14 protein-coding genes are annotated in these 13,667 nt (G+C 68.3%); 4 read left to right on the forward strand and 10 right to left on the reverse strand.

The genetic code is table 11. From position 1 onward, the window contains the following. Positions 1–243: 243 nt before the first annotated feature. Both MLG87_RS07430 and nuoF read left to right on the forward strand, forming a co-directional pair. Positions 244–819, forward strand: a complete 576-nt coding sequence (locus MLG87_RS07430; protein WP_243294570.1) for an NADH-quinone oxidoreductase subunit NuoE family protein — start codon at positions 244–246, stop codon at positions 817–819. A 14-nt stretch (positions 820–833) separates the two neighbouring features. Further along, on the forward strand, positions 834–2,204 hold the full coding sequence (gene nuoF / locus MLG87_RS07435; protein WP_243294571.1) for an NADH-quinone oxidoreductase subunit NuoF: 1,371 nt from the start codon (positions 834–836) through the stop codon (positions 2,202–2,204). A gap of 78 nt (positions 2,205–2,282) precedes the next feature. Here the strand turns inward: nuoF and MLG87_RS07440 are convergent, their stop codons facing one another. Beyond that, a complete protein-coding gene (locus MLG87_RS07440) occupies positions 2,283–3,032 on the reverse strand; it encodes a cytidylate kinase-like family protein (RefSeq protein WP_243294572.1) in 750 nt (249 codons plus the stop codon). 123 nt (positions 3,033–3,155) lie between these two features. On the opposite strand from MLG87_RS07440, the gene MLG87_RS07445 reads away from it, so the two are divergent. Then, positions 3,156–4,496 (forward strand): metallophosphoesterase, encoded by a 1,341-nt coding sequence (locus MLG87_RS07445; protein ID WP_243294573.1) that lies wholly within the window; start codon positions 3,156–3,158, stop codon positions 4,494–4,496. Between the two features lie 16 nt (positions 4,497–4,512). On the opposite strand, the gene MLG87_RS07450 is transcribed toward MLG87_RS07445, so the two are convergent. The 7 genes from MLG87_RS07450 to MLG87_RS07480 form a co-directional block, all read right to left on the reverse strand. Beyond that, positions 4,513–5,970, reverse strand: coding sequence for an MFS transporter (locus MLG87_RS07450; protein ID WP_243294574.1), 1,458 nt, complete (start codon positions 5,968–5,970; stop codon positions 4,513–4,515). A gap of 43 nt (positions 5,971–6,013) precedes the next feature. Next, the gene (locus tag MLG87_RS07455) at positions 6,014–6,427 is read right to left on the reverse strand and encodes a nuclear transport factor 2 family protein (RefSeq protein WP_243294575.1); all 414 of its coding nucleotides are present in this window, start codon (positions 6,425–6,427) and stop codon (positions 6,014–6,016) included. Positions 6,428–6,466: 39 nt separating this feature from the next. Further along, entirely contained in the window at positions 6,467–6,964 is a 498-nt protein-coding gene (locus MLG87_RS07460) for a hypothetical protein (RefSeq protein ID WP_243294576.1), read from the reverse strand. 162 nt (positions 6,965–7,126) lie between these two features. Beyond that, complete coding sequence (gene argF / locus MLG87_RS07465) at positions 7,127–8,119, reverse strand: ornithine carbamoyltransferase (protein WP_243294577.1); 993 nt, start codon at positions 8,117–8,119, stop codon at positions 7,127–7,129. Between the two features lie 126 nt (positions 8,120–8,245). Next, the gene (locus MLG87_RS07470; RefSeq protein ID WP_243294578.1) at positions 8,246–9,181 is read right to left on the reverse strand and encodes a polysaccharide deacetylase family protein; all 936 of its coding nucleotides are present in this window, start codon (positions 9,179–9,181) and stop codon (positions 8,246–8,248) included. A gap of 79 nt (positions 9,182–9,260) precedes the next feature. Then, positions 9,261–9,596, reverse strand: coding sequence for an acyl-CoA carboxylase biotin carboxyl carrier protein subunit (locus MLG87_RS07475; protein ID WP_243294579.1), 336 nt, complete (start codon positions 9,594–9,596; stop codon positions 9,261–9,263). A gap of 43 nt (positions 9,597–9,639) precedes the next feature. Then, positions 9,640–11,181 (reverse strand): acyl-CoA carboxylase subunit beta, encoded by a 1,542-nt coding sequence (locus tag MLG87_RS07480; protein ID WP_243294580.1) that lies wholly within the window; start codon positions 11,179–11,181, stop codon positions 9,640–9,642. A 206-nt stretch (positions 11,182–11,387) separates the two neighbouring features. Between MLG87_RS07480 and MLG87_RS07485 the strand changes: the two genes are divergently transcribed. Then, complete coding sequence (locus MLG87_RS07485; RefSeq protein WP_243294581.1) at positions 11,388–11,816, forward strand: CBS domain-containing protein; 429 nt, start codon at positions 11,388–11,390, stop codon at positions 11,814–11,816. A 2-nt stretch (positions 11,817–11,818) separates the two neighbouring features. Here the strand turns inward: MLG87_RS07485 and MLG87_RS07490 are convergent, their stop codons facing one another. Beyond that, positions 11,819–12,385 (reverse strand): hypothetical protein, encoded by a 567-nt coding sequence (locus tag MLG87_RS07490; RefSeq protein ID WP_243294582.1) that lies wholly within the window; start codon positions 12,383–12,385, stop codon positions 11,819–11,821. A gap of 74 nt (positions 12,386–12,459) precedes the next feature. Then, a complete protein-coding gene (locus MLG87_RS07495) occupies positions 12,460–13,599 on the reverse strand; it encodes a twin-arginine translocation signal domain-containing protein (protein ID WP_243294583.1) in 1,140 nt (379 codons plus the stop codon). Positions 13,600–13,667: the final 68 nt, after the last annotated feature.

Consider the following 13,667-nt stretch of genomic DNA (forward strand, 5'->3'; position numbering starts at 1 on the left):
GCAGCGTGGTGGCAGGCTTCATCGACGGCGCCCTCAGCCTCAACCGCAATGAGTACGGCATCAAGACCTTCCCCGGCGTCATCGGCGAGACCGTGGCCGTCAGCCTGAACGCCGAGGCCGGCAAGGTCGCCCCGGCCGCCCAGAAGTAACCAGACGTCCCGTTTCGTGATGGGGGGCACAGGGGTTTACCCCGGTGCCCCCCAGCGTCTTTGGGCTAAACTGGCCGTTCATGCGAGCGCGCCCATGAACCATCCTCTGCCTCCCGAGACCTCGAACGAGCCCATGGCCCCGGGCCAGCGGCTGCCGGAATCCGATCGGAAGGAATTCAGCCCCGAGGCCCTGGCGGAGATCCAGGCCCTCATGGTCAAGTTCCCGGACAAGCTCGCGGCCACGCTGCCCGCCCTGCACATCGCCCAGCGGGAGTTCGGCTTCGTGAGCCTCTCAGCCATGAAGGCCGTGGCCAAGGCCATCGGCATCCCCGAGGGCCACGTATTCGGCGTCGCCACGTTCTACACGATGTACCAGAAGGCGCCCGTCGGTAAGTTCCACCTCCAGGTCTGCACCAACATCAGCTGTGCCCTGCGTGGCGCCGCCCAGCTGCTGGAGAAGGTCTGCGAGAAGACTGGCGTGAAGCCCGGCCAGGGCCCCAGCGCCGACGGCATGTGGAGCGTGGAGGAGGTCGAGTGCCTCGCCGGCTGCGGAAGCGGCCCCTGCGTGCAGGTGAACCACGATGTCTACGACGAGTTCGTGGACGAGAAGAAGCTCATCGAAGTGATGGAAGCCTGCAAGCGGGGCGATTACCGGCCTTGGGCCCACTGAGCGGAGACACAGACATGGCCGCCATTCGCACCAAGCCCGATCCCCAGATCTACACCTTCCCCGGCTTCGGCACGGACAAGTACCCGAACCTGATGCTCCGCGGGGCGGGGGATCTGGACAACTGGCACCTCAAGGTCTACGAGCAGAAGCACGAGGGCTACGTGGCCCTGAAGGCCGCGCTGAAGATGGAACCTGTGGCCGTGGTGGAGGAGATGAAGACCTCCGGCATCCGCGGCCGTGGCGGCGCGGGCTTCCCCTGCGGCCTGAAGTGGTCCTTCATGCCCAAGGACACCGCTGACCGCAAGTTCACCCGCTACCTGGTCTGCAACGGCGACGAGGGTGAGCCCGGCACCTTCAAGGACCGCGCCATCCTCGAGTACAACCCGCACCAGCTCATCGAGGGCATGATCATCGGCGGCTGGGCCATGCAGTGCAAGCTGGGTTTCGTCTACATCCGCGGCGAGTTCCTCTGGCTCATCGAGAAGCTGGAGGCCGCGATCCAGCAGGCCCGGGACGCCGGCTACCTCGGCAAGAACATCATGGGCACGGGCTGGGACTACGACATCCTGGTCTACCGCGGCGCCGGCGCCTACATCTGCGGCGAGGAAACGGCCCTGCTGAACTCGCTGGAGGGCCGCCGCGGCGAGCCCCGCGTGAAGCCGCCCTTCCCGGCGGCCAAGGGCGCCTTCGGCCAGCCCACCACCGTGAACAACGTGGAAACGCTCGCGGCCGTACCCCCCATCCTCCGCATGGGCGGCGCCGAGTACGCCAAGCTGGGCACGCCCAAGAACACGGGCACCCGCATCTTCGGCGTCAGCGGCCACGTGAAGCGCCCCGGCCTCTTCGAGCTGCCCCTGGGCACGCCCATGGACTTCGTGGTCAACGAGCTGGCGGGCGGCTCCAGCACCGGCAAGAAGATCAAGGCCATCATCCCCGGCGGCGCCAGCGCCCCCATGTTCGACGAGAAGGACTTCGACTGCCCTCTGGACTTCGACACCGTGAAGGCCCGCGGCTCCATGGCCGGCTCCGGCGGCCTCATCTGCATGGACGAGGACACCTGCATGGTGCAGGCCACGCTGCGCCTCATCCGCTTCTACGCCCACGAGAGCTGCGGCCAGTGCACGCCCTGCCGCGAAGGCTGCAACTGGATGGAGATGGTGCTCTACCGCATCGAGCACGGCGAGGGCCGCATGGAGGACCTGGACCTGCTGGCCAGCCTCACGCCCCGCATCGGCCTGCGGACCCTCTGTCCCCTGGGCGACGCCGCCTGCGGCCCCATGGACTCGGCGCTGCAGAAGTTCCGCCACGAGTTCGAGCATCACATCACCCACAAGACCTGCTACGCCCAGGGCTCGCGGCTGCTGACCGCGGTGGGCGCGCACTAGCGACTATCCTTCCGTTCTGCAGAACCGGGCGCCGACGGCGCCCGGTTTCTTGTTCGGGGGAGGGCCGCTCCCGCGGGTTCAGGAGCCGACCAGCGTCGGGTGGGCGGGGCCGGCCTTGTAGCCGCCCTTCAGATCGGGCCAGCCGCATTCCACGAGGCGGAGGCAGGCCTGGGCGATGCTTTCCACCCGCTGCCGTCCGTTGTTGAAGACGGCGTCGTACCAGTGGAAGGAGGTGATGTCCGTGTGCAGGCATTCGCTGATGAACTTCTCGCGGAGCTTGGACTGGATCCGGACCACCTCCCCGGCGTCCTCCATGGGCATCTCGAGGCGCCGCGCGATGGACCGGACGCGGAAGTCGAAGCTGCCCACCAGACGGAAATGGAAGCAGTTCTTCATGTCCTGGCAGACGACGGCCCCGCCCCGGCCAACGATGATGGCGCCTCCGGCCATGGCGATGGGGACCAGGTGCTGCACCACCTTGGCGTAGGCGTCATCGTGGGTGAGGAAGCCGAAATGCGTCCGGAGGACATCCTGGGCATGGCTCTCGTTCCCGAGGTGGGCCAGGAGCTCCCGGGAGAGCTTTTCGTCGGAGGCCACCTGATCCACCAGCGCCTTGTCGAAGATGGTCCAGGGCAGGCCTGTCACCTCGTCGAGGAGGGTCTTCAGGTGGAGGGCCAGGGGATAGCCCTGGCAGCCGAACTCCCTGGAGATGGTGATGGTGGGCAGGATCCGCCTTTGATGGGAGCGCGCGAGTCGCTCCTGCAGCTCGGTCCACGTGCATTCCCGCTTCTCGATGCTCGGGACGAGGGACGCCAGGGGCTTGGGCATACGACCTCCAGTGGCGGGACAGCCAGGCGAGGACGGCCGGCGCTTGGAGCATAAGGCCTTCCTGGACACAGGCAAGACCCGGATCGTCTGGAGCCTCCTGGGGGGACCACCTACCCTGGAAGGATGCGCCTCCCCATCCTCCTCCTGCTCGCCTCGCTCCTCCGGGCCCAGGGGGCCTTCCTGGTGCAGCCCTACCTGCAGCTGGGCGATGCCCCGAAAGCGGCGTCGGTGGAGCGGCTGGACCTGCTGTGGCAGGCGGAGGATCGCGACGCCGCCTGGCGCGTGGAGGTGAAGGTCGGCGGCCGCTGGAAGTCCCTGGCACCTGCCTTCCGGCGGCTGGACGCGCCGCCTCTGCCGGCCCACCGCATCTACCGGGCCACCCTGAGGGACCTGCCGCCGGGGGCTCGCGTGCCCTACCGGGTGAAGCGGGATGGCGCGGTGGTGTTCGAGGCGCAGGCGCAAGTGCGCAAGCCTGACGCCCATCGGATGGTGGTGTTCGGTGATGCGGCGGACGGGTCCAGAGAGCAGACAGCCGTCGCGCAGGCCGTGGCGGGCGCGCATCCGGACGCGGTCCTCCTTGTCGGGGACCTGGTCTATGGCATGGGCCTGGCCTCCGAGTACCGCCAGCGCTTCTTCCCGATCTACAACGGCGGTTCCCGCCCGCTCATGGCGCAGGTGCCCTTCCTGGGCCTGCCCGGCAATCACGACGTGCCCTTTCGCCGCGCTCCGGATGCGGCCGCCTATTTCGCCTACTGGTCCCTGCCCCTGAACGGGCCCGCGCTGGAGCCAGGCGGGCCGAACGCCGCGCCCGTCGTGGCCGGCGTGCATGACGCCATGGTTGCCGCCGCGGGTCCGGCCTTTCCGCGCATGGCCAGCTACAGCTTCGACTACGGCAAGGTCCACTGGACCGTGCTGGATTCCAACGTCTACGCGGATTGGACGGGCCCGGTCCTGAGGGCCTGGCTGGAGGCCGACCTGAAGGCCGCGAAGGCGGCCACCTGGCGCATCGTGGCCCTCCACCACCCCCTGTTCCAGAGCTCCCGCAGCCACATGGATGACCAGTGGATGCGCCCCATCAGCCCCCTCCTCGAGAAATACGGCGTGGACCTGGTGCTGGCCGGCCACGTCCACAACTACCAGCGCACGGCCCCCCTCCGCTTCACGCCCACGAAGGTGGGATCCCGGGGCAGGCCGGTGGAGGGCACCTTCACCGTTGACGAGGCCTTCGACGGGACGACGATCACCCGGGCCAGGGGCGTCATCCACATCGTCACCGGCGCCGGCGGGGCCGAACTCTACGGTCGCTGGCAGACGGATGTCCGAACCAGCTGGCAGCCCTGGACCCGCGCCATCATCTCCGACCGGCATTCCTTCACGGTGCTGGATGTGGATGGCCGCCGGCTGAAGCTGCGGCAGCTCGACGCGGAAGGGCGGGAGCTGGACGCGGTCACGCTGACCAAGTGAGCCCTGCCACCTGGATTCAGGCTCCCCGGGTTCCGGCATGCGGTCCGCGGACCAGGGAGGCCCAGGCTCCCAGGAGCGCCAGCCCGGCGCCCGTGGCCATGGCCGCGGCATAGCCCGAGGCGAAGGCGGCCGCCGCCTCCGGCGATCCGCCCGCGCGCAGCAGCATTCGCCAGCCGCCGGGGCCCAGGTGGCTGGCGGCGATGCCGCCGAGGATGGCGACGCTGAGGGCCTGCCCCGTCACCCGCATGGTGCTCACGAAGGCGCTGGCCATGCCCAGCTGGTTCCGGCCCACGCTGCCCATGATCGCGCTGGTATTCGGCGCACTGAAGGCCGCCAGCCCCACGCCCACCACGGCCAGGGCCGCGATGATGAGGAAGACCTCCGGGCGCCGCCCCAGGAGGGCGAGCAGGCCCATGCCCAGGGCCGTGAGCAGCATGCCCGCAGTGCTCAGGAGCCGGGAACCGAAGCGGTCGCTGAGGCGCCCGGCCACGGGGCTCAGGACGGCCTGCATGAGGGGCTGCCCCAGCATGATCCAGCCAGCCGACCGCGCGGAGCGCCCCTGCACGAGCTGGAGCTCGGCGGCGGTGAGGATGGCGATGGCGTAGAGGGCCATGTAGTTGAGCAGCGCCGCGAGGTTGGCCGACGCGAAGAGCCGGTTCCGGCGCAGGAGGCCCGGGTCCACCAGGGGGGCCGGAGCCTTCCGCTCCCGGCGGATGAAGGCGGCCATGGCCAGCAGCGCGAGGCCGAGCAGGCCCCAGGTCTGGAGGCCGCGCCAGCCCCATTCCGCCGCGAAGGTGAGCGGCACCAGCAGCCCGGCCAGGGCCACGGCCAGCAGGGCCGCCCCCGCCACGTCCAGCGTCGCCGCGTCGGGGTGCGGGGGGTGGGCGGCGCGCCGCGGCAGGAGGCGCCAGCCCCACAGGAAGACCACGGCGCCGATGGGCAGGTTCACCAGGAAGATCCATGGCCAGCCGAAGCGATCCACGAGGAAGCCGCCGAGGGGCGGCCCCACGCTGAGGCCGAGGTAGACGGCCATCACGTTGAGGCCCAGGGCGCGGCCGCGCTCCTCGGGGGGGAACGCCGCGGTGACGATGGCCGCGGAGGTGGCCGACAGGAGGGCGCCTCCCGCGCCCTGGACGATCCTCGCGAGGATCAGCGCCGCGTCGTTGCGGCTGAGGGCGGCCATGAGCGAGCCCAGGGTGAAGCAGACCGTGCCGGCCAGGTAGAAGGGCACGCGGCCGCGCTGGTCCGCCAGGCGTCCCACCGGGATGAGCAGCACGGCGATGGTGAGCAGATAGGCGGCCTGCACCCACAGCGAGGCCGCGAAGCTGAGGTTCAGCAGAGGGCCCATCCGGGGGAGCGCCACCGACACGATGGAGCCGTCCAGGGGTGTCATGAAGGCCCCCACGCTCGTGAGGGCCAGAAGGGCCCAGCGGCGCTCCCGGAGTTCCCGGTCCCCCTCGGTCATCGCGTCCATGGACCCCCTGGCCTCTGGTTCGGGCTTGCCCGGCCGCGTCGGCCTAGCGTTTCCCCGAGGCGAGCGAATAGGCGTGGATCCTGTGGTCCCGCATCTCGAAGATCCAGGTGTCAGACCAGATGGCGTCGGTCTGGACCTTGACCCGGGCCTGGATCGTGCCCTGGACCACCGTCAGCGTCCCGACCTCCACGCGGAGGCCGGGGTGCTTGCGGAAGGTGCTCTGGAAGAAGGCCCGGATCTGCGGCTTCGCAAGGGTCCCGCCGGACCCCTGGAAGACGGCGTCCTCGGTCAGGCACCGCATCATCCCATCGAGATCCCGGCGACCGTAGGCCTCCAGGAAGCTGAGTACGGCCCGGGTGTCCGGTGTGTCGGGAGCGGACGGGGCCAGCGCCGCGGGACGGCACGAGGCCAGGAGGATAATCACGGAAGCCACGGCGTACGGCGCGGTGCGTGTCATGCGCCACCTCCGGAGGCCGGCCGGGCCGTGGAACGGCGCCTAGCGGCCGAAATGGATCGAATAGGTCAGCGGCTTCGGCAGCTGGGGGCTCTTCACCGTGGCGGTGAGGGTCAGCGCCTTGCCGTCGGGGCTCAGCTTGAAGAGGTTGGTGCGTTCGCCGTCCTCGTTCTTGAAGGTCTGGACGAGCTGGTCCTTGCCCACCTGGGCGGCCACCATGAACTTCTCACCGTCCTCGCGGGTCCAGGGCGCGGCCTTGCCGCCGGCGGGCATGAGGATGGGGGCCCGGTCGTCCAGCTTCACGGCCACGCCCTTGTCGGTGATGGTGATGGTGACCTTCCGGTAGGTGGGGTTCAACTTCCTGAGCCGCCCCCGGGCGATGGGCCGCTTGATGAAGTTCATGTCCTTCACAGTGGCGTCGATGGCGGCGGCGATGTCATCGGCCTTGGTCTGGGTCCAGGCGCCTGAGAGGGAAGGCTCCTGGGCCGCCAGGGACAGGGCCGCGAGTACAGGGACGATGAACAGCCGGGCTGCGCGCATGGGGACCTCCGTGGAATGGGTGGTCCCACCATAGCACCGGGTGATCCGTGGCAACACCTGCAAACGCCAACCGCAGAGAACGCAGAGAACGCGGAGAAACAAGCTTCCCCTGCGCCCTCCGCGTTCTCTGCGGTGAAACAACCGATGGGGCCGGGCCGTCCCCTACCCGATGGTCGCCACCATGACGGCCTTGATGGTGTGCATGCGGTTCTCGGCTTCATCGAAGACCACGCTGTGGCGGGACCGGAAGACCTCGTCGGTCACCTCGCGGATGTCATGGCCCAGGGCCTTCTGCTCCTTGGCCAGCTTGGTCTCGAAATCGTGGAAGGCGGGCAGGCAGTGGAGGAACTTCACGTCCGGGTTGCCGGTCTTCTGCACCATCTCCATCGTGACCTTGAAAGGCGTGAGGAGCTTCACGCGCTGGGGGATCTGGTCCTCCTCGCCCATGCTGGCCCAGACATCGGTGTAGAGCACATCGGCGCCCTTGACGGCGGTGGCGACGTCATCGGTGACCTCGATGGTGGCGCCGGTCTCCTCGGCGGCCTTGCGGGCGGCGGCCAGCACGGCGGGATCGGGGGCGAGGTCCTTCGGCCCCAGGGCCACCATGTGCATGCCGGTCTTGGCGGCGCCGTACATCAGGGCGTAGCTCATGTTGTTGCGGATGTCGCCGCAAAAGACCAGCTTCACCTTGTTCAGAGGCTTGGCCACGTGCTCCTCGATGGTGAGGAAGTCCGCCAGGATCTGGGTGGGGTGGTCGGTGTCCGTGAGGCCGTTCCACACGGGCACGCCGCTGTGCTTGGCCAGGGCCTCCACGACTTCCTGCTTGTAGCCGCGGTACTCGATGCCGTCGTAGAAGCGGCCCAGCACCTTGGCGCTGTCCTCGATGGATTCCTTCTTCCCCACCTGGGAGCTGGCGCTGTCCAGGAAGGTGACGTGGGCGCCTTCCTCGAGCGCGCCGACCTCGAAGGCGCAGCGGGTGCGGGTGCTGGTCTTCTCGAAGAGCAGGACGATGTTCTTGCCCTTCAGGGCCTCGCCGTGGAGGCCCATGCGCTTCTTGGCCTTCAGGTCCCGCGAGAGGTCCAGGAGGTAGCGCACCTCCAAGGGGGTGAAGTCCATCAGCGTGAGAAAGCTGCGTCCCTTGAGGTTGACGGCCATGGGAGCCTCCGATTGGTAAGGACGAAGGGTAACCAGGGGGCCGAGAAATCCACAAGAAATCGGCGTCACAAGCCCAGGGCCATTGACACTGTGTAAGTCCCGAAGGCGGGGGTCAGCCCACGGCGATCAAGGCGCGGCGGGCAGCACGCCCTGCTTCACCAGGGCCTGGATGTCGGCTTCGCCGTCGTCCACCAGCCGCTCCCAGCCCTCGGGCCGGTAGCCCAGGCTGCGGGCGGCCGAGAGCAGCAGGCTCTGGCCGGGGGCCGGGCGCTGGGGCGTCAGGGTGTAGATGAAATCCTGGAAGGCGGTCTCGGGGGACACGAAGGTCCAGCCCATGGCCTTGAACTGCTGCAGGGCGTCTCCCAGAAAGAGGGCGTTGATCAGGTTGTGGTGCAGCAGCATCACCTGGGGGATGTCCCGGCCGAACAGCTTCCGCGAGAGGTCGCGGTAGGCTTCGGACCGCTGCCGAAGGTGGGCCAGGTACGCGGTCCGGAAGGGGGCGAGGTCCGCGTCGGGGTGCCGGGCCAGGTGCTTGCGCATGGCCTCGTCCAGGCGCCAGTCGGAGGTGTCGAGGCTCACGTAGGCATTGCGGTAGCCGGTAGCCTGGAGGAAGGTCCGCAGGCCGTCTCGCTTCTCGGGCGTGTTGCCTTCCCGGAGAAAGGTGAAGCGGAACCAGGGACGATAGCCCGGCAGGGTCCTGATCACCCGGTCGCAGGACTGGATTTCGCCTTCGTAGCTGGCCAGGGTGGTGGCGGCGGCGTCGAGATCCGGGTGGGTGACGGTGTGGTTGCCGATCAGGTGGCCCGCCTCGCCCCAGGCCCGGGCCAGGGACAGGCCCTCGGGCCGGTCCGCCCCGTTGCCCAGGGTCACGAAGAGGGCCGCCTGCACCTGGTGCTGTTTCAGGGCCGCGAGCAGCGCCGCGTTGCGCTGGGCGGGGTTCAGGCGGGGCGTGGCTTCCAGCTTGGGACCGTCGTCGAACGTGAAGGCCACGGTCTGGGCCATGGCCGCCGGCGTCAGGGCCAAGGCCAGGCCGAAGATGCGGAAGGAGCAGGAGGGGCGCATGGGAACCTCGGGGGAGGTTCGAAGTATACAAGTTTGTGTACATTCCACAACCCGGCCGACAGCCGCGCTCCGGGGCCGCCTACTGGAATTCCAGCAGCAGCTGTCCCTTGGCGACCGTGTCGCCCGGGGCCACGTGGATGGCCTTGACGGTCCCCGCGTCGTGGGCGGCGATGTAGTTCTGCATCTTCATGGCTTCGAGGACCAGCAGGCTCTGGCCGCTGTCCACCTGGTCGCCGGGCTTCACGAGGAGGTCGAGGATGAGGCCCGGGATGATGGCCGTCAGCCGGCTGGGATCCTTTGGCACGAAGGGCTTCCGCTGAGCGTACTTCCTCGTGAGCGTGGTTTCGTACACGGTGCCGTCGAGGGCGATGGACTGCCGGACAGGCTTGGATGGATGAGTCTCTGAGTGAATCATGGGGCCTCGCGGATCGATGGGAGGTCGTCGGAGCGCCGCCACCTCAGAAGGGCGGCACGCCGTGCTTCCGGGCGGGCCGCGGCTCGGCCTTCTGCTCGGAGATCTCCAGCGCGTGGAGCAGGAAGTCGCGGGTCTGGCGAGGGGCGATGACTGCATCCACGTGCCCGTTGGCCGCCGCGACGTAGGGGCTGGCGAATTTCTCGGTGTATTCCTGGACCTTCTGCTTCCGGAAGGCCTCGGGGTCGGCTGCGGCGGCGATCTCGCCCTTGAAGATGATGTTGGCGGCGCCCTCGGGGCCCATGACGGCGATCTCAGCGCATGGCCAGGCGAAGACGAAGTCGGCGCCCAGGTGGCGGGAGCACATGGCGATGTAGCCGCCGCCGTAGGCCTTGCGGAGGATGACCGTGATCTTGGGAACCGTGGCCTCGCTGTAGGCGTAGAGCAGCTTGGCGCCGTGGCGGATGACGCCTGCGTGCTCCTGGTCCACGCCCGGCAGGTAGCCCGGCAGGTCCACGAAGGTCACCAGGGGGATGTTGAAGGCGTCGCAGAAGCGGATGAACCGCGCGGCCTTGTCCGAGCTGTCCACGTCGAGGACGCCGGCCAGCACGGCGGGCTGGTTGGCCACCATGCCCACGGTGCGGCCGTTCATGCGGGCGAAGCCCACCACGATGTTGGCGGCCCAGAGGGCCTGGACCTCCATGAAGTCCGACCCGTCGCACACGGCCCGCAGCACGTCGCGCACATCGTAGGGCCGGTGGGCCTCGGAGGGGATGATGCGCTCGAGGTCCTCCTCGGTCCGGGAGGGGCTGGTGCTGAATGGATCGGCCTTCTTGCGGTTGTTCCAGGGGATGAAGGTGACGAGGCGCTTCACCTGCTCGAAGCAGGTGGCCTCGCTTTCGGCATAGAAATGGGCGTTGCCCGAGATCTCGGACTGCACCCGGGCGCCACCCAGGTCCTCCATGGAGATCTCCTCGCCCAGCACGGTCTTGATGACCTCGGGCCCGGTGATGAACATCTTGGAGATCTTGTCCACCACGAAGACGAAGTCCGTGAGGGCCGGGGAGTACACCGCTCCGCCCGCGCAGGGGCCCAGGATGATGGAGATCTGGGGGATGACGCCCGAGGCCAGGGTGTTGCGATAGAAGATCTCGCCGTAGCCCGCCAGGGAGTTCACCCCCTCCTGGATGCGCGCCCCGCCGGAATCGTTGATACCGATGAGGGGGATGCCCAGCTTGATGGCGTGGTCCATGATCTTGGTGATCTTGCGGGCGTGGGCCAGGCCCAGGCTGCCCCCGGCCACGGTGAAGTCCTGGGCGTAGATGGCCACCGGGTGGCCGGCGATGGTGCCTGTGCCGGTGATGACGCCGTCCCCGGGCAGCTGCTTCTTCGCCATGCCGAAGTCGGAGCACTTGTGCTCCACGAAGAGGTCGTACTCGTGGAAGGAATCGGGATCGAGGATGGCGGTGATGCGCTCCCGGGCCAGGAGCTTGCCCTGGGCAGCCTGCTTCCGGGCCGCCTCCGGGTGGGGCTCCGTGGCTTCGGCTTGGCGGGCGGCGTGATCCTTGAGTTTCCGGGGCAGGGACATGGGCGATCCTTCGAGGCATTCCGCGGCCCTGAGCGCAGGTCCGGGCAGGCTTTCAAAAAGCTGACCCATGCATCATAAATGCCTTGCCCCGGGAAAATCCACGCCATGGATCACGAATTCCCGGAACCGGAGGGTCCCACTGGGCCGCCCTTGGCCGTATAGTCAGGGCCATCCATTCCATCCAGTCCGGCGCCGGGGAGGCACGCATGCGACCACTCGCCCAGTTGATCCAAGGCAAGAAGCCCCTGGTTTCGGTAGGCCCCGACGACACGGTGTTCACGGCGCTGACCCTGCTGGCCCAGCACGACATCGGCGCCCTGCTGGTGCTGGAGGAGGGCCGCCTGGTGGGGATCTTCTCGGAGCGGGACTACGCGCGGAAGATCATCCTCAAGGGCAAGTCCTCGAAGGACACCCTCGTGCGGGAGATCATGAGCGAGCGGGTGAGCTGCGTGACCCTGGGCGAGACCGTGGAGGAGTGCATGGCCCTCATGACGGGCAAGCACATCCGCCACCTGCCAGTCCTTTCGGAGGACAACGAGGTGCTGGGCATCCTCTCCATCGGCGACCTGGTGAAGGAGACCATCTCCGACCAGCAGTTCACCATCGAGCAGCTGGTGCACTACATCCAGAACTGAGCCTAGCCCCGGGTCTTCTCGGGGACCTTGCTGTGCCGGTAGGAGCCGAGCAGGAGGTTGGGCCCCTGCTGGGCCACGCCATCCTCCAGGGGCTCCGCCCCGTAGTAGAACTGGTGCTGCATGTACACCAGGGAATGCCCGGCGAGCTCCGGGAGGCTGCGCAGCACGGCGAAGGCCAGGTGGATGAGCGCATCCGTCGTCTGGTACTGGGTCATGGAGACGCGGTCGAGGAGCAGGTGGTCCTCGTACTTGTTCATGGGGCGGGAATAGAAGATGGTCTTCCCGTTGAACAGGATGTCCGTCCCATCCGTGGCGATGGTGTAGGTCTTGCCCTTGTCCGTGACCTCGAACTTGAAGGCCGTGCCCCGCTTGAAGGCGGTCATCAGGCTCTGGAACTTCGGGTGATCCAGGTAGGCCGCCCCGAAGTTGACCTTCTTCACGGCGGGCTTCATCTCCTTCGCCGTGGGACCGTACATCATGCGGTTGTAGCGCATGAGCTCCTGGCGCTGCTCCGGCGTCTGCTTCTTCGGCTTGTCCTTCTTGGGCGCTTTATCGGGCTGGGAGGTCATGGGGATCCTTGTCGCTCGCCGTGGATGGAGGCCATTGTCGCATGGGGCCTGCGTCCTGGGCGGGGCGGATCCGGTCAGCCCTTGAGCTTGGATGCCGCACGCCAGGCTGCGATGAGCTTGGCCTCGGCTTCGGCACTGGGGCCGGCGAGGCGGGTGCGGCCCTTCTCCACCTTCTCCTGGGTCTTGTACCAGGCCAGGGTGTCCTTGACGGTCTCGAGGGCGGGGCGGAAGCGCAGGCCGGCCTTCACGGCGCGGTCGTTGCGCCAGGTGTGGAAGCCCTTGGTCTCGCCCGCGTAGGGGGCCCAGATGGGGAACTCGATGTCCTTCTGCTTGGCCAGGAAGTCCGTGGGGATCCAGACGGGCTTGGCGTTCGCGTTCCCGCCCTTCTGGAAGGCGTCCACCAGGCTGCCCCAGGCCAGGCGCTTGTCCGGGCCGCAGGCGTTGAAGGTGCCCACGGTGCCCTGCTCGACGAGATGCACCAGCCAGGCGGCCAGGTCGCGCACATCGATGATCTGCACCGGATCGGACGCGCCGCCGGGCACGGCGAGCTCGCCGCCCCTGTCGAAGCGCACGGGCCAGTAGGTGAAGCGGCCGGAGGGGTCGTCGGGGCCCACGATGTAGCCGGGGCGGATCACCGCCGTGCGGCCGGGCAGGGCCTTGTGGGCCGCCTGCTCGCAGAGGGCCTTGAGGCCACCATAGTTCTGGTATTCCTTCCCCATCTCCTCCACGGCGGGATCGGCCAGGGTGGCCAGGGGCGCGTCCTCGGTGCCGTTCTCGGGGTTGGGTTCCTTGTAGGCGCTGATGCTGGAGATGATCAGATACTGCTTCACCCTCGGGGCCAGCAGACCTGCCGAGGCCGCCACCATGCGCGGATAGTAGGCGCTGTTGTCGATGACGGCGTCCCAGGTGCCCGTCTCCAGGGCCTTCAGCCCCTCGCCCTTCTTCGGGTCGCGGTCCCCGTGCAGCTTCTCCACGCCGGGGAAGAGGTCGGGGCGCGTCTTCCCGCGGTTGAACATGGTCACGTGGTGGCCGCGGCTCTGGGCGATCTCGATGGTGGCGGGGCCCAGGAAGCCCGTGCCGCCAAGGATGAGGATGCGCTTGGGCGCGGGCTTGGCCGCTGGGTCGGCGGGAGCGGCGGACAGATCGAGACCTGTGGCCGCCAGGGCCGAGGCGGCGGCGGACCACTGGAGGAACTCGCGGCGGGAGACGGTCATGGGAACCTCCGGCGATCGGGATGGGATCGATGCATCGTGAATCGATATATACTCCTCCCATTCGCATC

It is taken from the genome of Geothrix mesophila, from assembly GCF_022808835.1.
Lineage (GTDB): Bacteria > Acidobacteriota > Holophagae > Holophagales > Holophagaceae > Geothrix > Geothrix paludis.